Genomic DNA, 18,147 nt, shown 5'->3' on the forward strand with positions numbered 1-18,147 from the left:
GATTCAGCAATTAACACTTTATGTAACAAATAGCACCTTTGTTTACGTTCCATCCCACCTTGAAGTTATCCATGAACAAGCTGCACGTTCTTTGCGCCGCCCTGCTCGCAGTGGCCGCGACATCCGCGCCGGCCCAGATCCTGATCGGCCAGACGGCGGGCATGACCGGCTCGGTGGCCGCCAGCGTGAATGAAACCATCGGCGGCGCCCAGCTGGTGATCGACGCGGCGAACGCCCAGGGCGGCATCCACGGCGAGAAGATCGAGGTGCTGCGCATGGACGACGGCTTCGACGTCAAGCGCGCCGCCGAGAACGCCCGCGTGCTGATCGAGGACAAGAAGGTGGCGGCGCTCTTCATGAGCCGCGGCACGCCGCATTCGCAGGCCATCATCCCGTGGCTCGACAAGCACGACGTGCCCCTGATCGGCCCCTCGACCGGGGCCATGGTGCTGCACAAGCCGGTGCAAAAGCATGTGTTCAACGTGCGCGCCACCTACCAGCGCGAAGCCGAGAAGGCGATCCAGCACCTGCTCACCACCGGCATCGCGCGCATTGCCGTGGTCCACGTGACCGATTCCTTCGGGCAGGACGCGCTCGAGGGCGCCATGACCGGCTTCGCCAAGGCGCAGGCCAAGCCCATCGTGACCGTGCCGGCCGACCGCGAAAAGCCCGACTACAAGGCCATCGTGCCGGCCATCAAAGACGCCAATGCGCAGGCGGTGCTGTGGATCGGCTCGGGCGTTGCGGTGGTCGAGGGCATCAAGGCGCTGCGCGCCTCCGGCTCGGCCGCGCAGGTGGTCACCCTGTCGAACAACGCCTCCTCGGGTTTCATCAAGCAGCTGGGCGATGCGAGCAAGGGCGTGATCGTGACCCAGGTGTTCCCGAACGAGCGCTCCATCAGCTATCCCATGGTCAAGGAAGCGCTGGCGCTGGCACGCGCCAAGGGCCAGGCCGAGCTGTCGCCGGCCGCGCTCGAGGGCTTTGCCTCGGCCAAGGTGCTGGTCGAGGCGCTGCGCCGCGCCGGCCCCAAGCCGACGCGGGCCAAGGTGCTGGCAGCGCTCGAGAGCCTGCGCGGCTACGACCTCGGCGGGCTCGAGATCAGCTATTCGCCGCAGGACCATTCGGGCATCGACTTCGCCGACCTCGCGATCATCAGCGAGGGCCGCTTCAAGCGCTGAGCGCGGCGCTGGCGGCAACGCCGGGGCGCTGGGAACTATGGTTTGACAGGGTTTCCACGAGCGAGTGAATGTCACTTGCGGCAACACATTACACATCTTCTGACAGAAGCATCCGCTTCGCCCAAAGGCCTGTTCGATGATGAAGATGTTGTCCACGTCCCGTGCTGTTGCGCTGCTCTTCGCCCTGTCCGCGCTCGGCGCGTCGGCGCAGATCGTGATCGGCCAGTCGGCCGACCTGTCGGGCCCGGTGGCCGCCAGCGTGAAGGAAACCATCATGGGCTCGCAGCTGGTCATCGACCAGGTCAATGCCCAGGGCGGCATCAACGGCGAGCAGATAGAGGTGATCCGGCTGGACGACGGCCTGGATGCCAAGCGCTCGCTCGAGAACACGCGCATCCTGATCGAGGACAAGAAGGTGCTGGCGCTGCTGCTCAACCGCGGCACGCCCAACACCCTGGCCGTCATTCCGCTGCTCGACAAGCACGGCGTGGCGCTGGTGGGGCCCTCCACCGGCGCGATGGCGCTGCACAAGCCGCTGCAGAAGAACATCTTCAACGTGCGCTCGACCTACCAGCGCGAGGCTGAAAAGGCGGTGCAGCACCTGCACACCACGGGCATCCAGCGCATTGCCGTGGTGCAGGCCGACGACTCGTTCGGCAAGGATGCGATGGAAGGCGCGAGCAAGGGCTTCGAGAAGGCCGGGCTCGCACCGGCCGTGCTGGCGCTGGCCGACCGCAGCAAGCCCGACTATTCGGTGATCGTGCCGCAGCTGGTCAAGGCCAATGCACAGGCGGTGCTCTGGATCGGCTCGGGCACCGCGGTGACCGAAGGCGTGAAGGCGCTGCGCGCCGCGGGCTCGGCGGCGCAGATCATCACGCTGTCGAACAACGCGGCCTCGGGCTTCATCAAGGAACTGGGCTCGGCCAGCGCCGGCGTGATCGTCACGCAGGTGCTGCCCTACGAGCGCTCGTTCGGCCATCCGCTGATCAAGGAAGCGATGGCGCTCGCCAAGGCCAAGGGGCAGACCGAGCTGTCGCCCGCGCTGCTCGAAGGCTTCGTCGCCACCAAGGTGATGGTGGAAGCGCTGCGCCGCACGGGCCCCAAGCCCACGCGCGCCCGGCTGATTGCCACGCTCAACAGCCTCCAGTACGACCTGGGCGGCAACATCGACGTGAGCTACTCGCCGACGGACCACACGGGCATCGACTACGTCGACCTGTCGATCGTCAGCGAAGGCCGCTTCAAGCGCTGATCGCCGCCACGCGGGCGCTTACTTGGGTGCGGCAGCGGGCGCAGGCTCGTGCGTCGTGTCGCCGCCGTGCTTCTCGCCCGACATGTCGATCTTGTCGCCGGCTTGCGAGATGACGTACAGGGCAATGGCGGCAAAGATGACGAAGCCGACAACGAGTTTCCACATGGGTTCTGTCTCCTGATGGTGGGATGCGAAGGTTCAAGAAAAGGGCCTCATGCCGGACGGCATGAAGCCCCTTTGTTGAACGGAGGGCCGGCTTGTCGCCGCCCTCCTGTCCTGAACGCGCGTCAGTCGTTCGCGTAGATGTCGACGTCCTTGGTTTCGCGGATGAAGAGCGTGCCGATGACCAGCGTCATGGCCGCGATGATGATCGGGTACCAGAGGCCGTTGTACATGTTGCCGGTGGTCGCCACGATCGCGAAGGCGGTGGTCGGCAGCAGTCCGCCGAACCAGCCGTTGCCGATGTGGTACGGCAGGCTCATCGAGGTGTAGCGGATGCGCGTGGGGAACAGTTCGACCAGCATCGCGGCGATCGGGCCGTAGACCATCGTGACCAGCAGCACCAGCCAGAACAGCAGCCCGACGACCATCGCCTTGTTCATCTTGGCGGGGTCGGCCTTGGCGGGATAGCCGGCCACCTTCAGGTCTTCGGCCACGCTCTTCTTGAAGGCGGCAATCTCCTTGGCGGAGGCTTCGTCGAACTTCAGGTTGACCACGTTGCCGACCGGCGCCTCGATGGTCTTGTCGCCGATCTTGACGACGGCCTTGGAGCCGGGCGCGCCTTCGACGTTGTCGTAGCTCACCGAGTTCTGCACCAGGTAGCGCTTGGCAATGTCGCACGAGCTCCTGAAATCGATCTCGCGCGCCACCGGGTTGCCCTGGAACGAACACGACTTCGGATCCGCCGTCACCGTGACGCCGGCGGTTGCCTGCGCGCGGGCCAGGTCGGGGTTGGCGTATTCCGTGATCATCTTGAAGACCGGGAAGTAGGTCACCACGGCCAGCAGGCAGCCGGCCATGATGATCGGCTTGCGGCCGATCTTGTCCGAGAGCGTGCCGAACACCACGAAGAACGGCGTGCCGATCAGCAGCGAGGCGGCGATCATCAGGTTGGCGGTGGTGGGATCGACCTTGAGCTGCTGCGTCAGGAAGAACAGCGCATAGAACTGGCCCGTGTACCAGACCACGGCCTGGCCGGCGGTCAGGCCGACCAGCGCCAGGATCACGATCTTGAGGTTCTTCCACTGGCCGAAGGATTCCGACAGCGGAGCCTTCGAGGTCTTGCCCTCGGCCTTCATCTTCTGGAAGGCGGGCGATTCGCTCAGCGAGAGGCGGATCCACACCGAGATGCCGAGCAGTGCGATCGACACCAGGAACGGAACGCGCCAGCCCCAGTCGCCGAAGGCCTGTTCGCCGAGCCAGGTGCGCACGCCCAGGATCACCAGCAGGCTCAGGAACAGCCCGAGCGTGGCGGTGGTCTGGATCCACGAGGTGTAGGCGCCGCGCTTGCCGTGCGGCGAGTGCTCGGCCACGTAGGTGGCGGCACCGCCGTACTCGCCGCCGAGCGCGAGGCCCTGCAGCATGCGCAGCGCGATCAGGATCACCGGCGCCGCGACGCCGATGGTCGCGTAGCTGGGCAGGAGGCCGACGATGAAGGTCGACAGGCCCATGATCAGGATCGTGACCAGGAAGGTGTACTTGCGCCCGATCATGTCGCCGAGCCGGCCGAACACGATGGCACCGAACGGCCGCACCAGGAAGCCCGCGGCAAACGCCAGCAGCGCGAAGATGAAGGCCGCGCCGGCATCCAGGCCGCTGAAGAACTGCTTCGCGATGATCGCGGCCAGCGAGCCGTAAAGGTAGAAGTCGTACCACTCGAACACCGTGCCAAGGGAGGAAGCGAAGATGACCTTCTTTTCCTCCGCGGACATGGGCCGGGGGGCCGGATGCGGCATCCCCCTCGAATCCAGTGTTGCTGCCATTTGCGTCGTCTCCTGTGTATGCGTTCGGTCGGCCCCGGCATTCGGGGCCGTGAAGCATTCTTGGAGGCGCGACTGACCCGAGCCTTTCGCGAAACTGAACCGACGCTTACGGATTAAGGTGAAACCCGCGGGGCCCGTTTCAGCTTGTAAGAAATCGGCCGATTGCTCAGCTTTTGCTGCTTCGCAGCAAGGACGGCCGCTGGTCGGCCGCGGCCCATTGCGGGCCGTCGAACCATGCGTCGCCGGCCAGGTAGGCGCGCAGCATCGCGAGGCCGTCGAAGCCCCAGAACAGGCGGCCGTCGACCACGCACGTCGGCGTGCCGAACACGCCGGCCTGCAGGGCACCGTCGGTGTTGCGCTTGAGCAGCGCCTTGTTCTCGTCGCCGTTCATGTCGCGCTTCGGTTCCAGCTGCGCCGCCAGCGCAGCCAGGCGCGCGGCATCGCCGGCTTCCTCGCCGCCGCGCCATACGTTGCGCAGGATGGTCTCGGCCACCAGGCGGCTGATGCTGCCGTCGTCCGAGGTCGACAGCGCGAGCCGCAGGTGCGGCAGCGGGTTGTACGGGTGCGAGGCCGGCATCTCGATCTGGATGCCGTTCGCATGGCCGAGCCAGAGCACATGGCGGTAGGTCCAGCTGCGCTTGGCGGGAATCTCGGCCGGGCCGAGCTGGCCGTGGTGCTTGAGGATCGCGCCGAGCAGCACCGGCTTGTAGGCCACGCTGCAGCTCAGGCCTTCGAGCGCCTGGGGCAGGTGCTCGAACGCAAGGTGCGCATAGGGCGAGATGAAGTCGAGGTAGAAGTCGATGTGCTTCATGCGTGCTTGTCTCCTGAGGGTTCCGGGATGCGCCAGAGGCCGGCCCGCGCCCGCAACTCTATCGCGCGCCACACGCCGCGCCGCGCCTCGTCTTCCATGCGGCTCCAGCCCGCGATCTCGGGAAGGGTGCGCAGGCACCCTTCGCAGAAGCCGCTCCGGCTGTCCATGCGGCAGACCGAGGTGCAGGGCGATGGCACACCGGGCGCATCGTCGCCGGCCGAGCGCTGCACGGCCTCGGCGCGTTCGGCCAGCGTTTTTTGCGCGTCGCCTGGATTCACGTCGTCACACCACGTCCGCCACCGGCGCGCCGGTGAGCTTCTCGAGGTCTTGCGGACGCAGCTGGAACACCGCATGCGGATGGCCCGCGGCGGCCCAGATCTCCTCGAAGCGGAACAGCTCGCGGTCGATCAGCACCACCGGCGGCGTGGCATGCGCGACCGGCGACACGCCGCCGATCGTGAAGCCGGTGCGCGCCTTCACGAACTCCGCATCGGCGCGGCCGGTCTTGCCGACCAGCGCATCGACCTTCTTCTCGTCGACGCGCTTGTCGCCCGAGGTGATGACCAGCACCGCCGCGTCGTCGCTCTTGCGCCGGAAGATGATGCTCTTGGCGATCTGCCCGACCAGGATGCCGAGCGCGTCGGCCGCCTGCTGCGCGGTGCGGCAGGCGTCGTCGAGCATGCGCGGCGAATGCGGATGGCCCGCGTCCTGCAGCATGCGCGAGACGCGCTGCACGCCCTCGGGCAGCGAATGGAGTTCAGCGCCGCACATCAGAGGCCTCCCCGCTTTTCGTCGATGCCCATCATCCCGCCCTCTTCGTGCGGATCGCCTTCGACGCCCGCGAATTCGGCTCGCGCCCCAGCGCCTCGCTGATGTACACGCCCGCGTCGATCAGCTTGTCGAGGTCGATTCCGGTCTCGATGCCCATGCCGTGCAGCATGTAGACCACGTCTTCGGTCGCCACGTTGCCGGTCGCGCCCTTGGCATAAGGGCAGCCGCCCAGCCCGGCGGAGGACGACTGGAAGTTCCAGACCCCGAGTTCCAGCGAGGCCAGCGTGTTGACCAGCGCCTGGCCGTAGGTGTCGTGGAAGTGGCCCGAGATGTGGTCCACGTTGAAGTGCGCCAGCGTGGCCTCGATGGCGACCTTCACCTTGCGCGGCGTGCCCACGCCGATGGTGTCGGCCACGTCCACGCGCTGCACGCCGATGTCCTTCATCAGCTTTGCCAGCATGCCCACGCGCTCGGGCGCGACCTCGCCTTCATACGGGCAGCCCACGGTGCACGACATGGCGCCGCGCACATCGATGCCCTTCTCGCGCGCCGCTGCGACCACGGGCGCGAAGCGCTCGATGCTCTCGGCAATGGAGCAGTTGATGTTCTTCTGGCTGAAGGCCTCGCTCGCGGCGCCGAACACCACGATCTCGTCGGGCCACTCTTCGCGCGGCGCGGCAATGGCGGCCTCGAAGCCCTTCATGTTGGGCGTGAGCACCGAATAGCGCACGCCGGGCAAGCGCCGGATGCCGTGCATCACCTCGGCGTTGTCGGCCATCTGCGGCACCCACTTGGGGCTCACGAAGCTGGTGACCTCGATCTCCTTCAGGCCGGCGTCCTGCAGGCGGTGCACGAGGCCGATCTTGACTTCGGCGGAGACCGGTTGCTTCTCGTTCTGCAGTCCGTCGCGCGGACCGACGTCGACGATCTGGACCTTGGCGGGGAGTTTCATGGGATGTCTCTGGGTTCGCTGGGGAAGAGAAAAAGCGTGCGTCAATTGTCGGCCGTCTGCGTCTTGCGTGCTCGGCCGCGCCTGCTGCGGGGGTTGCAATGCCTGCCAGCGGCGTTGCAGATCGCGCCAGCGCTGCGGTTCACGCCGTTTCGCGCTGCACGAAATCCGATGGCGGCTCGGCGGGCGCGGGCGCCTCCACCGCGTCGAGCGCATCCACGCGCGCGCCGTCCGGCCCGCTGCGGGCCCATGCGACCAGCGCATCGACGGCAGCGGCCGGGCCGCAGGCCAGCGCCTCCACGCTGCCGTCGCGGCGGTTGCGCACCCAGCCGCGCACGCCCAGGCGCCGCGCGGCCTGCACCATCGACCAGCGATAGCCCACGCCCTGCACCAGGCCGCGGACGACGAGATGGCGGGTGACGGCGGATGGACTCATGGCATGGGCAACATCAGTACGACTTGGGCAGGCCGAGCGCCTTTTCCGCGATGAAGTTCAGGATCATCTGCGGACTGACCGGCGCAATGCGCGGAATGTAGCTCTCGCGCAGCAGCCGCTCGACATGGTATTCCTTCGCATAGCCCATGCCGCCGAGCGTGAGAACCGCGTTCTGGCAGGCGTCGTGCGCCGCCTCGGCCGCGAGGTACTTGGCGGCGTTGGCCTCGATGCCGCAGGGCTCGCCCGCGTCGTACAGCGTGGCGGCCTTGAACACCATCAGGTCGGCCGCCTCGAGGTTGGCCCAGGCGCGCGCGAGCGGATGCGCCACGCCCTGGTTCTGGCCGATCGGCCGGCCGAACACGACGCGCTCCTGCGCGTACTGCGCGGCGATGCGCAGGGCGGCGCGGCCGATGCCGATGGCTTCGGCCGCGATCAGGATGCGCTCGGGGTTGAGCCCGTGCAGGATGTATTCGAAGCCGCGGCCCTCCTCGCCGATGCGGTCTTCCTCCGGCACTTCGAGGCCGTCGATGAAGAGCATGTTGGAGTCGACGGCCGCACGGCCGAGCTTGTGGATCTCGCGCACCTCGACCTTGGCACGGTCCAGCGGCGTGTAGAACAGCGTGAGGCCCTGCGTGGGCTTCTTCACCTGGTCGAGCGGCGTGGTGCGCGTGAGGATCAGCATGCGGTCGGCCACCTGCGCGGTCGAGATCCAGATCTTGCGGCCGTGCAGCAGGTAGCCGCCGTTCGGCTGGCGCACCGCCTGCGTCTTGAGGCTCGTGGTGTCGAGCCCCGCGTCGGGCTCGGTCACGGCGAAGCAGGCCTTCTCGGTGCCGGCGATCAGCGGCGGCAGGAAGCGCTGGCGCTGTGCCTCGCTGCCGAACACCACCACCGGGTTGAGCCCGAAGATGTTCATGTGCACCGACGAAGCGCCCGACATGCCCGCACCCGACGCGCTGATGGCGCGCATCATCAGCGCGGCCTCGGTGATGCCCAGGCCCGCGCCGCCCTGCGCCTCGGGCATCGCGATGCCGAGCCAGCCGCTGTCGGCCACGGCGCGGTGGAACTCGTGCGGGAACGCGGCGCGGTCGTCGTGGTCGCGCCAGTAGTCGGCGGGAAAGTCTTCGCACAGCCGCTCGATGGCGGCCACCAGCGAGCGCTGGTCTTCATTGAGGGAGAAGTTCATTCGTCGTTGTCCTTGGGTGGAGCCGGTTGCAGCGTGATGCCGCGTGCGAGCAGGTGGTCGATGGCTTCATCGCCGTAGCCCGCTTCGCGCAGCAGCTCGACGCTCTGCTCGCCGATGCGCGGCGCCATGCGGCGGATGCCCGCGGGCGTGGCGCTGTAGCGGCCGACCGGCGCGAGCGTGCGGATGCGGCCTTCGCTCGGATGATCGAACTCGGGAAAGAAATCGACCGCGCGCAGGTGCGGGTCGCCGAGCAGGCTCTCGGTGCTGTGCAGCCGCGCGACCGGAATGTCGGCCGCTTCCAGCGCGGCCATCCAGTCATCGCTGCCGCGCGTGGCCATCACCTCGGCCACGAACGCATAGACCGCGCCGATGTTCGCGGCGCGCACCGTGTGCGTGCCGAACATCGGCGAGGTGCGCAGCTCGGGCCGGCCGATCAGGTCGAAGAAGGCCTGCCAGTGCTTGTCGTTGTAGATCAGCACGCTCAGGTAGCCGTCGGCCGTGGCGTAGGGCTTGCGGTGCGGCGCGAGCAGGCGCGCATAGCCGGTGGGACCGAGCGGCGGCTCGAAGCTGTGGCCGCCCAGGTGGTCGCCCATCACGAACTGCGAGAGCGCCTCGAACATCGGCACCTCGACCGCCTGGCCGCGGCCCGTGCGCTGCGCGTGCAGCACGGCCGCGAGCAGCGCGATGGCCGCCTGCAGCCCCACGGCGCGGTCGGCCAGCGTGACGGGCGCGTAGCGCGGCGCGTCGCCGCTTTGCTGCGCGAACAGCGAGGCGACGCCGGCCGCGCCCTGGATCAGGTCGTCGTAGGCGGGCTTGCCGGCATAGGGGCCTTCTTCGCCATAGCCGAAGGCGCCGAGGTAGACGATCTTCGGGTTGGCCGCTGCCACGGCCTCGTAGCCGAGCCCGAGCCGCGCCATCGCCTGCGGGCGCGTGTTGTAGATCAGCGCATCGCAGCCCGCCGCAAGCCGCAGGCACGCCTCGCGTCCTTCCGGCTGCTTGAGGTCGAGCACGATCGAACGCTTGTTGCGGTTCAGGTGCAGCGCCATCGCGCCCATGCCGGCGTGTCGCATCGGACCGACCGCGCGCAGGTTGTCGCCCGTGAGCGGCTCGACCTTGACGATGTCGGCGCCAAGGTCGCCGAGCGTCTGCGTGGCATAGGGGCCCATCACCACGGCCGTGAGGTCGAGGATGCGGATGCCGTCGAGAGGTCCCGTGGTGCTCATTCGGGCTGGATGCCCGCGGCCTGGATCAGCTTCTTCCACTTGGCCAGTTCCGACACGGTGAACGCCCCGAGTTCTTCCGGCGTGCTGCCGAAGGCATCGAAGCCCAGCTTCGCCACCCGCTCGCGGAAGGCCGCGCCGTTCGCCATTTCCGACAGCAGCTTGCTGAGCTTCAGCACCACATCGCGCGGCGTGCCGGCCGGCGCGAACACGCCGTTCCACGAGGTGATGTCGAAGCCCTTGAGCTCGGGCGTCTCGGCCAGCGGCGGCAGTTCGGGGAAGAGCTTGGTGCGCTCCTGCGTGGTGACCGCAATCGCGCGCATCTTGCCGGCCTTCACCGTGGCGAGCCCCGCGGCCAGGTCGACCACCATCATCGACACCTGCCCGCCGATCAGGTCGGCAATCGCGGGCGGCGTGCTCTTGTAGGGCACGTGCAGCATCGGCACGCCGCTCATGCGCGAGAGCGTGGCGCCGCTCACGATGCCGGTGCTGTTGCCGCTCGCATAGGTCAGCTTGCCCGGATGCGCGCGGCCCCAGGCCAGCAGCTCGGCCACGCTCTTCACCGGCAGCTCGTTGTTGACCACCAGCATGAACGGCAGGTTGCCGATGCGGCTCACGGGCGCGAAGTCCTTCACCGGGTCGTAGGGCAGCGACTTCATCAGGCTCGGGTTGGCCGAGTGCGTGGTGTTGGTGGTCATGAAGAGCGTGTAGCCGTCGGGCGGCGCCTTGGCCACGAACTCGGCGGCGATCACGCCGTTGGCGCCCGCGCGGTTGTCCACGATGACCGAGGCCTTGAGCGCCTCGCCCAGCATCTGCGCCGTGATGCGCGCCACCGCGTCGGTGCCGCTGCCGGCCGCAAAGGGCACGATCAGCTTGATCGGCTGCTTCGGGTAGCCCTCCTGCGCGAAGGCCCAGGGTGCCGCGCCGGCCAGGCCCGCGGCGGCGCCGATGGAAATGAAACGGCGGCGGCTTGCCACCGCGACCGTGGTTGTCGCGTTCTTCGTCTGCATGGTTCTTGTCTCCGGGTGGTTGTCGTTCAGGGCCGGATCACACGCTCCGGCGATTCCTCGTACGGCGGGCTGTAGATGACCAGCACGCGCACCGGCTCGTCGCTCACCACCGTGAAGGTGTGCATCGCATCGGCCGGAAAAAAGCAGCTGTCGCCGGGGTGCAGCTCCTGCCGCTGGCCGTCCACCTCGGCGACCGCGCGGCCTTCGAGCATGTAGCAGACCTGCTCGATGCCCGGGTGCGCATGGGGCAGCGCGCCCTTGCCCTTCTGGATGTGGCCGACCAGCACCTCGAGCTGCTTCGCGCCCACGGTCTCGGGGCCGATCAGCCGCTTGTTGAGCGTGCCGGTGTGGTTGGCCGGGTGGTAGCCGGCAATGTCGCTTTCGCGGACGAAGTAGCGTGGGGAGGTCATTGTTTCGATCAGCCTTTGTGTTCGATGGCCAGGCAGGCGGAGCGCAGCATGGCGGCCGCCTCGTCGATGCGCGGCTCGAGCCGGTAGCGCGGGCCCGCCACCGAAATGGCATAGGCCTCGCCGCCGATGCGCAGCGGCCATGCAAGGCCGACGAGGTCGGGAATGCTCTCGCCGAGGTTGCCGTACCAGCCGCGCGCGGGCGAGCGTTCGAGCTCCTGCTCGATGGCGTCGGGCGTGGTCAGCGTGGCGTCGGTCAGCGGCGCCAGCGGCGTGGCTGCCAGCAGCTTGCGGCGCGCCTCGGGCGCGAGCGTGGAGAGCAGCGCGCGGCCCATCGAATTGGCGTAGGCGGGGCGCGTCTCGCCCGCTTCGGCGGAATAGCGGATGCTCTGCGGCGCGCTCAGCACTTCCAGGTAGACGACGGTGTTCGGGTCGCGGAACTTGCCGAACAGCACGGTCTCGCGCGCACCGTCGCGCAGCTCCTCGAGCGCGGGCCGCACGCGGTCGAGCACCGGGTCGTGCGCCGCAATGACCTGCGCCATCGCCAGCAGCCGGCCGGTCGGGTAGTAGCCCTGGCGGCGGCCGGTCTCGTACATGTAGCCCTGCTCTTCGAGCGTGCGGATCAGCCCGAGGCAGCTGGACACCGGCATCTCGAGCAGGCGCGCCATCTCGGACAGCGCCAGCGGCTGCTTCTCCCGGGCGAAGAGCTCGACGATCTCGATCACGCGAAACGCTGTTTTCACAACCATGAAGAAATTTTCTCGTATGTGAAAAACAAAAGCGTCAGGGTTTGCCCCTGGCTGCGCCTCCTTTCAGCGTAATCGCAGGTAACGCGTGCCGCCGTCAGTAGCCCCGGACCGGGTCGACCACGCCGCTGACCGGCAGGCCCTGCTCCATCGCGCGGATCTTTCCGGCGATCTGGGTGATGGACTCCTCGCGCAGCGTGCGCGCCGAGCCGTGCGGCGTGACGGTGATCTTCGGGTGGCGCCAGAAGGCGTGGTCGGCGGGCAGCGGCTCGACCTGGAACACGTCGAGCGTGGCGCCGGCCAGCTGGCCGGCATCGAGCATCGGGATCAGGTCATCTTCCACCAGGTGGGCGCCGCGCGCGATGCTGATGAGATAGCCGCCCGGGCGCAGCTTGCCGAGCGTCTCGCGGTTGAGGATGCCGCGCGTGGCCTCGGTCAGCGGCAGCAGGTTGACCAGCACGCGCGTGGACGACAGGAACTCGTCGAACTGCGCCTCGCCGCTGAACACCTTCACGCCGTCGATGGCTTTGGGCGAACGGCTCCAGCCCAGCACCGGAAACTCGAACTGTGAGACTGCCTTGGCCACGCGCTCGCCGAGCACGCCCAGGCCCATGATGCCGACCGGAAAATCGCGCCGCAGCCGCGGCTTGCGGTAGCTCCAGCGGCCTTCGCGCGCATCGGCCTCGTAGACGTCGAATTCGCGGAAGTGCCGGATCAGCGTGTGGCACACGTACTCGGCCATCTGCACCGACATGCCGGCGTCGTCGAGCCGCACGATGCGCGTCTGCGGCGGCACGCGCAGCTTGAGCAGCGCATCGACGCCCGCGCCGATGTTGAACAGGCCGCGCAGCCCGGTCTGCTCGTCGAGCAGTTGCTGGGGCGGCGCCCACACCACCGCATGGTCGGCCTGGGCGGTACCCGGCTTCCAGGTTTCGATCTGCGCATCGGGCAGTTCGGCCCTGAGGCCTTCGATCCAGGGTTCGGGGCGGTTGTCGGTCAGGGAAACGATGATTTTCATGAGCCGGATCTTAGGGGCCCGGGCCCATGAACCGAACCCGCGGCTTGTGGCACCCGGGGCCTTCTTCTATGCTCGTGCGCGACCATCCAGAACATCGACACCACACCCGGAGACCGAAGCATGATCAAAGTCAGCGTGATGTATCCCTACACCGAAGGCGCGCGGTTCGACCACGCCTACTACCGCGACAAGCACATGCCGCTCCTGAAGGCACGCATGGGCGACGCCTGCAGGTCGTACACCATCGACAAGGGACTGGCCGGCGGCGCGCCCGGCATGCCGCCGACCTACGTCGGCATGTGCCACGTGTTCTGCGACTCGGCCGACGCCTTCCAGACGGCGTTCGGCCCGCATGCCAAGGAGATCCTGGGCGACATCAAGAACTACACCGACATCGCACCGGTGATGCAGATCAGCGAAGTGGTGGTGGGCTGACCGCCCGCCGGCGGCTCAAGCCGCCTTGACGCGGCGGCGGCGCCACAGCAGCCGCACCAGCCACGCGAGCGGCAAGCCCACCAGAAGCAGCCACGGCAGCACCGCCGCCAGGAAGGTGATGAGCACGCCCACGCTCTCGGCCAGCACCGAGCCCGCCTCGCGCAGCGCGCGCATCATCGGGTTGTAGCCGCGGCCGCCCTGCACCAGCGTGCGTGCGGGCGTGAACTGGACCTGGATGTGCTGCTTGCTGGTCTGCTGCTCCAGCACCTTGCGCTGGGTGGCAATGGCGTCGAGCTCGGCCTGCGTGTCGGACAGCGTGCGCTGGATGGCGAGCAGGTCGGCCATGGTGCGCCTGGTGACCGTGTCGCGCAGCATCAGGCGCAGGCTGTCGCGAAACTCGATGCGGTTCCTGATGCGCGCCTCGACGTCGATCACCTCGGCGGTCTTGTCTTCGCTGGTGGTGTTCTGCGACACCACCCTGGCCACGCCGGACAGGCCGCCGAGCAGCCTGTCGACATCGGCCGGCGCCACACGCATCTCGAGCATGGCGTTGCCGGGCTGCTGCGGTGTCTCGCGCAGCAGCGAGGACGACAGCAGCTCGCACTGCAGCGTGCCGCACAGGTCGCGCACCTTGCCCCAGGCGTCGGCCAGTTGCTCGGGCGGGACTTCGACGTTCAGCTCCTGCCGCACCGCGAGAAAGCGCTGCAGCGGCGCGTCCTGGGCCTGATCGGAAACGGTGGCAGCCGGCGGGGCCGCGGCTTCAAGCCGCGCGCTCTTCATCCGCATCGATCCGCCGTAGGCCACCGCAGGCTCGGCGGCGGCCGAGGTCTCGTTGTCGCTTCTCTTGCAGCCGCCGAGCGACAAAGCGGCGGCCAGGACCAGCAGGAGAACGCCCGGACGGCAAGTGAAAGAAGAAGAAAGAGGCGAACGCAAATGCTTGTTGCGGCAGGTCATGAAAGATCCCTTGAAGAAATGGCTACCGCAGCTGATACGGGCGAGCGCCCGGAACGGGGTTAAACCACCGCCGCAGCCATCCGCAACAGTTCGTCGCCTTCGGCCACCTGCTCGCCGGGGGAGAACATCAGTTCTTCCACCGTGCCGTCGGCCGGCGCTGCGATGGTGTGCTCCATCTTCATGGCCTCCATGACGGCCAATGGCTGGCCTCGGCTGACCTTGTCGCCGGCCTTGACCGCGAAGGAGACCACCTTGCCGGGCATCGGGGCGGTGAGCCGGCCGGCTTCGGCGTGAGTGTCGCCCGCGTGGGCGAGGCGGTCGATGGCGGTGATCTTCGTGGCGCCCTTCGAGGCGAAGATGTGGGCCGTGGCGCCATCGAGGTGCACGTCGAGCGTCTGGCGTGAGCCGGCGAACTCGACCTCGAACTCGCCCGTCGGGAACTGGCCCACGACCAGCGGGCCTTGGGCACCGCCGGCTTCGAGCCACAGGCTGCCGTCGCGCTTGTAGGTCAGCAGGGCGGTCTGCTCGGCACCGCGGAACTCGAAGTCGAAGTGGCGCCGGTATTCGCCGTGCGAGCGCCAGCCGTCGCGCCGCTCGAAAGGGTCAGGCGCGCCGGTCGGCCGTTCGGTGACCAGCGTGCGCGTGATGGCGGCGGCGGCGGCCAGCGGCAGGCCCAGCGCCTCGCGGTCGAACAGCACGGCGCGCTCGCGCTCGATCAGCGCAGTGTCGAGATTGGCCTTGGCGAACGATTCGGTCGCGAGGATGCCGCGCAGGAACTGCACATTGGTCGACACGCCGACGATCTGCACCTGCGCCAGCGCTGCGTCGAGCCGCGCCAGCGCCTCGGCGCGCGTGCTGCCGTGCACGATCAGCTTGGCAATCATCGAATCGTAGAACGGAGAGATCTCGCCGCCCTCGCGCACGCCGTCGTCGATGCGCACGCGGCTGCGCTGGAAGGCCGTCGCCTGCGGCTTGCGGTAGACGCGCAAGCTGCCTGTCGCGGGCAGGAAGTTGTTGTCGGGGTTCTCGGCGCAGATGCGCGCCTCGATCGCGTGGCCGTGGATCTGCAGCTCCTGCTGCTTCGCGGGCAGCGCCTCGCCCGAGGCCACGCGCAATTGCCATTCGACGAGGTCGAGGCCGGTGATCGCTTCGGTCACCGGGTGCTCGACCTGCAGGCGCGTGTTCATCTCCATGAAGAAGAAGTTCATTTCACCGCCTTCGCGCTGCTCGACGATGAACTCCACCGTGCCGGCGCCGACGTAGTTCACGGCACGCGCCGCAGCTACCGCGGCTTCGCCCATCTGCTTGCGCATCGCCTCGGTCATGCCGGGCGCGGGCGCTTCTTCCAGCACCTTCTGGTGCCGCCGCTGCACCGAGCAGTCGCGCTCGAACAGGTAGACGTAGTTGCCGTGCGTGTCGCCGAACACCTGGATCTCGATGTGGCGCGGGCGCTGCACGTACTTTTCGATCAGCACCGCGTCGTCGCCGAAGCTGTTGATCGCCTCGCGCTGGCACGAGGCGAGCGCCGCCGCAAAGTCTTCGGCCCGATCGACCGCGCGCATGCCCTTGCCGCCGCCGCCCGCGCTGGCCTTGATGAGCACCGGGTAGCCGATGCGGTCGGCCTCGCGCTGCAGCAGCGCCGGGTCCTGGTCGTGGCCGTGGTAGCCGGGCACCAGCGGCACGCCGGCCTTTTCCATCAGCTGCTTCGACTCGGCCTTGAGGCCCATGGCCTTGATGGCCGAGGGCGGCGGGCCGATGAAGACCAGGCCCGCGTCGGCGCAGGCTTGTGCGAATTCCTCGTTCTCGCTCAGGAAGCCGTAGCCCGGATGCACGGCTTCGGCGCCCGTGGCCTTGGCGGCTTCGAGGATCTTTTCCCAGCGCAGGTAGCTGTCTTTCGGCGCGCTGCCGCCGAGGTGCACCGACTCGTCGCAGGCGCGCACGTGGTTGGCATGCGCGTCGGCATCGGAGTACACAGCCACGGTGCGGATGGCCATGCGGCGGGCCGTTGCTGCAACACGGCACGCGATCTCGCCTCGGTTGGCGATCAGGATCTTCTTAAACATTCGGAGTGTCTCCCGGAGGATTCTTTTTCAGTTGGAATGCAGGCGTGACGCCCGGATCGGGCCGCCCGCTGAAGATGCGGGCCACGCGAGTGAACAGCGCCTTGAGAAAGCGCCAGCTCTTGCGGATGAGCCAGACGCTGAGCACCAGCACCAGGACGAACAGCACCAGGAAGACCAGCGGATGCGCTACCGCGAGCCACAGCCCGGTTGGCACCATCGTGTCTTCGACCAGCGACGCACCCACGTTCGAGAACGGCTCGGGCGATGTGTTGATGGCCGCGCGCGTCGTGGCCTTGGCCGCATGCGCGGTGGCCGCAAAGCCGCCGCCCACGAGCGCGGCCACGATGGCCATCGCGCCATGGTCGGCGCCGAACACGCTGGCCGCGAGCGCCGCGCCGGCGGGAATGCGGATGGCCGTGTGCACCACGTCCCACAGCGAATCGAGGCCCGGGATCTTGTCGGCGAAGAATTCGATGAACACCATGAAGCCGCTGGCCGCGATGACCACCGGATGCGCCAGCAGCTGCAATCCGCTGGGCAGCGGCACCCAGCCGAAGTAGCCGGCCAACCCCGTCAGCAGCACGACCAGGTACAGCCGCACGCCGCTGGCCCAGCCAATGGCCGCGGCCAGTGCGAGCAGCTGGGGCATGTCGAGCGCATTCATCGCGTGGCGCTCAGTGGCCCAGCCAGGACGGCTTGCGCTTCTGCAGGAAGGCCTGCACGCCCTCGCGGCCTTCGTCGCTGGCGCGGATGTCGGCGATGCCTTCGACGGTCTTGGCGATCAGCGCGTCGTCGATCTCGCGGCCGTCCACGTCGGCGATCAGTTGCTTGCAGGCACGCACCGCGGCGGGGCTGGCGCTGGTGAGCGCCTTCAGGAGTTCGTCGACCTTGGCATCGAGCACATCGGCCGCGACCACTTCATGCACGAAGCCGATGCGGTGCGCCTCGGCCGCGGTGAAACGCTCGGCCGTGAGAAAGTAGCGCTGCGATGCGCGCGTGCCCATGGCGCGCAGCACATACGGGCTGATGGTCGCGGGCACGAGGCCGATCTTGACTTCGCTGAGGCAATACCACGCGGTGTCCACGCTCACGGCCATGTCGCAGGCCGCGACCAGGCCCATGCCGCCCGCATACACATCGCCCTGTACGCGCGCGATGGTGGGCTTGGGGCATTCGGCAATCGTGCGCAGCATGGCGGCCAGCTTGCCCGCGTCGGCGATGTTCTCGTCGCGCGTGTAGTCGGCCATGCGGCGCATCCAGTTGAGATTCGCGCCCGCGCAGAAGGCCGGGCCGTTGGCGCCGAGCACGATGGCTTTGACCTGCGGCGCGGCGCCGGCTTCGGTGAAGGCCTGCGTGAGTTCGGCGATGACCACGTCGTCGAAGGCATTGCGCGCGTCGGGCTGGTCGAGCCAGATGCGTGCGATGGCGTCGTGGATTTCGAATTTCAGTTTGGTGAAGGTCATGTCAGTGATGTTTGTTCGGGGCGCTGTTGTTTTGTTCAGGGCGCGTGCACAGGCCACCGGGTACTCCCCTCCGCGAATGTCCTCCGGCCTTCGGCCTCCCCCTTAATTTCGCTGCGGGGAGCACCCGATGCCCTGTGCACTGGGCACGCTCGTGGTGTACCGCTGATCAACCAGTGCTCTGTCCAACGCTCCCGTCGATGGGGTGCCTTGCGCAGCGAAATAAAGGAGGAGGCCGCAGGCCGGGGGACATTCGCTTCGCCGCGTACCCC

The 18,147-nt window shown here is 68.0% G+C and carries 20 protein-coding genes; 3 read left to right on the forward strand and 17 right to left on the reverse strand.

All coding sequences use genetic code 11. From position 1 onward, the window contains the following. The first annotated feature begins 71 nt into the window (after positions 1-71). Together RZE77_RS24170 and RZE77_RS24175 are read left to right on the forward strand one after the other, a co-directional pair. Entirely contained in the window at positions 72-1,178 is a 1,107-nt protein-coding gene (locus RZE77_RS24170) for an ABC transporter substrate-binding protein (protein WP_319439603.1), read from the forward strand. Between the two features lie 136 nt (positions 1,179-1,314). Continuing rightward, complete coding sequence (locus RZE77_RS24175) at positions 1,315-2,430, forward strand: ABC transporter substrate-binding protein (protein ID WP_319439604.1); 1,116 nt, start codon at positions 1,315-1,317, stop codon at positions 2,428-2,430. Positions 2,431-2,448: 18 nt separating this feature from the next. Here the strand turns inward: RZE77_RS24175 and RZE77_RS24180 are convergent, their stop codons facing one another. The 13 genes from RZE77_RS24180 to RZE77_RS24240 all read right to left on the reverse strand — a co-directional run bounded on the left by RZE77_RS24180 (position 2,449) and on the right by RZE77_RS24240 (position 12,963). After that, positions 2,449-2,595, reverse strand: a complete 147-nt coding sequence (locus tag RZE77_RS24180) for a hypothetical protein (RefSeq protein ID WP_164547807.1) — start codon at positions 2,593-2,595, stop codon at positions 2,449-2,451. 122 nt (positions 2,596-2,717) lie between these two features. Next, positions 2,718-4,412, reverse strand: a complete 1,695-nt coding sequence (locus RZE77_RS24185) for an MFS transporter (RefSeq protein ID WP_319439605.1) — start codon at positions 4,410-4,412, stop codon at positions 2,718-2,720. Positions 4,413-4,578: 166 nt separating this feature from the next. Then, positions 4,579-5,223, reverse strand: a complete 645-nt coding sequence (locus RZE77_RS24190; RefSeq protein WP_319439606.1) for a 2-hydroxychromene-2-carboxylate isomerase — start codon at positions 5,221-5,223, stop codon at positions 4,579-4,581. Further along, positions 5,220-5,501 (reverse strand): DUF1289 domain-containing protein, encoded by a 282-nt coding sequence (locus RZE77_RS24195; protein ID WP_319439607.1) that lies wholly within the window; start codon positions 5,499-5,501, stop codon positions 5,220-5,222. Before RZE77_RS24195 ends, RZE77_RS24190 begins: the two co-directional genes overlap by 4 nt. A 4-nt stretch (positions 5,502-5,505) precedes the next feature. Continuing rightward, positions 5,506-5,994, reverse strand: a complete 489-nt coding sequence (locus tag RZE77_RS24200; RefSeq protein ID WP_015867470.1) for a YbaK/EbsC family protein — start codon at positions 5,992-5,994, stop codon at positions 5,506-5,508. Positions 5,995-6,025: 31 nt separating this feature from the next. Next, positions 6,026-6,946, reverse strand: coding sequence for a hydroxymethylglutaryl-CoA lyase (locus RZE77_RS24205; RefSeq protein ID WP_319439608.1), 921 nt, complete (start codon positions 6,944-6,946; stop codon positions 6,026-6,028). A gap of 139 nt (positions 6,947-7,085) precedes the next feature. Beyond that, the gene (locus RZE77_RS24210) at positions 7,086-7,379 is read right to left on the reverse strand and encodes an acylphosphatase (protein WP_319439609.1); all 294 of its coding nucleotides are present in this window, start codon (positions 7,377-7,379) and stop codon (positions 7,086-7,088) included. A 13-nt stretch (positions 7,380-7,392) separates the two neighbouring features. Beyond that, positions 7,393-8,562: an acyl-CoA dehydrogenase family protein gene (locus tag RZE77_RS24215; RefSeq protein ID WP_319439610.1), complete on the reverse strand. Its 1,170-nt coding sequence runs from the start codon at positions 8,560-8,562 to the stop codon at positions 7,393-7,395. Next, a complete protein-coding gene (locus RZE77_RS24220) occupies positions 8,559-9,785 on the reverse strand; it encodes a CaiB/BaiF CoA transferase family protein (protein ID WP_319439611.1) in 1,227 nt (408 codons plus the stop codon). The genes RZE77_RS24215 and RZE77_RS24220 overlap by 4 nt, the downstream gene beginning before the upstream one ends. Continuing rightward, positions 9,782-10,792 carry a Bug family tripartite tricarboxylate transporter substrate binding protein gene (locus RZE77_RS24225; RefSeq protein WP_319439612.1) on the reverse strand — a complete coding sequence of 337 codons (1,011 nt, stop codon included), beginning with the start codon at positions 10,790-10,792 and terminating at the stop codon, positions 9,782-9,784. Before RZE77_RS24225 ends, RZE77_RS24220 begins: the two co-directional genes overlap by 4 nt. Positions 10,793-10,818: 26 nt before the next feature. Further along, complete coding sequence (locus RZE77_RS24230; protein ID WP_319439613.1) at positions 10,819-11,202, reverse strand: cupin domain-containing protein; 384 nt, start codon at positions 11,200-11,202, stop codon at positions 10,819-10,821. Positions 11,203-11,210: 8 nt separating this feature from the next. After that, a complete protein-coding gene (locus tag RZE77_RS24235) occupies positions 11,211-11,948 on the reverse strand; it encodes an IclR family transcriptional regulator (protein WP_319439614.1) in 738 nt (245 codons plus the stop codon). A 94-nt stretch (positions 11,949-12,042) separates the two neighbouring features. Beyond that, on the reverse strand, positions 12,043-12,963 hold the full coding sequence (locus tag RZE77_RS24240) for a 2-hydroxyacid dehydrogenase (protein WP_319439615.1): 921 nt from the start codon (positions 12,961-12,963) through the stop codon (positions 12,043-12,045). Between the two features lie 120 nt (positions 12,964-13,083). Between RZE77_RS24240 and RZE77_RS24245 the strand changes: the two genes are divergently transcribed. Further along, the gene (locus RZE77_RS24245) at positions 13,084-13,398 is read left to right on the forward strand and encodes an EthD family reductase (protein WP_319439616.1); all 315 of its coding nucleotides are present in this window, start codon (positions 13,084-13,086) and stop codon (positions 13,396-13,398) included. A gap of 15 nt (positions 13,399-13,413) precedes the next feature. On the opposite strand, the gene RZE77_RS24250 is transcribed toward RZE77_RS24245, so the two are convergent. The 4 genes from RZE77_RS24250 to RZE77_RS24265 are packed head-to-tail and all read right to left on the reverse strand — an operon-like array spanning position 13,414 to position 17,878. Next, the gene (locus RZE77_RS24250) at positions 13,414-14,352 is read right to left on the reverse strand and encodes a DUF4349 domain-containing protein (RefSeq protein ID WP_319439617.1); all 939 of its coding nucleotides are present in this window, start codon (positions 14,350-14,352) and stop codon (positions 13,414-13,416) included. Between the two features lie 59 nt (positions 14,353-14,411). Then, positions 14,412-16,415, reverse strand: a complete 2,004-nt coding sequence (locus tag RZE77_RS24255) for an acetyl/propionyl/methylcrotonyl-CoA carboxylase subunit alpha (protein WP_319439618.1) — start codon at positions 16,413-16,415, stop codon at positions 14,412-14,414. After that, positions 16,408-17,079, reverse strand: a complete 672-nt coding sequence (locus RZE77_RS24260) for a DUF4126 domain-containing protein (protein ID WP_015867481.1) — start codon at positions 17,077-17,079, stop codon at positions 16,408-16,410. The genes RZE77_RS24255 and RZE77_RS24260 overlap by 8 nt, the downstream gene beginning before the upstream one ends. 10 nt (positions 17,080-17,089) lie before the next feature. Further along, positions 17,090-17,878: an enoyl-CoA hydratase/isomerase family protein gene (locus RZE77_RS24265; protein ID WP_319439619.1), complete on the reverse strand. Its 789-nt coding sequence runs from the start codon at positions 17,876-17,878 to the stop codon at positions 17,090-17,092. Between the last annotated feature and the right edge of the window lie 269 nt (positions 17,879-18,147).

The organism is Variovorax sp. SPNA7, from assembly GCF_033807855.1.
Taxonomy (GTDB): Bacteria; Pseudomonadota; Gammaproteobacteria; order Burkholderiales; family Burkholderiaceae_C; genus Variovorax; species Variovorax beijingensis.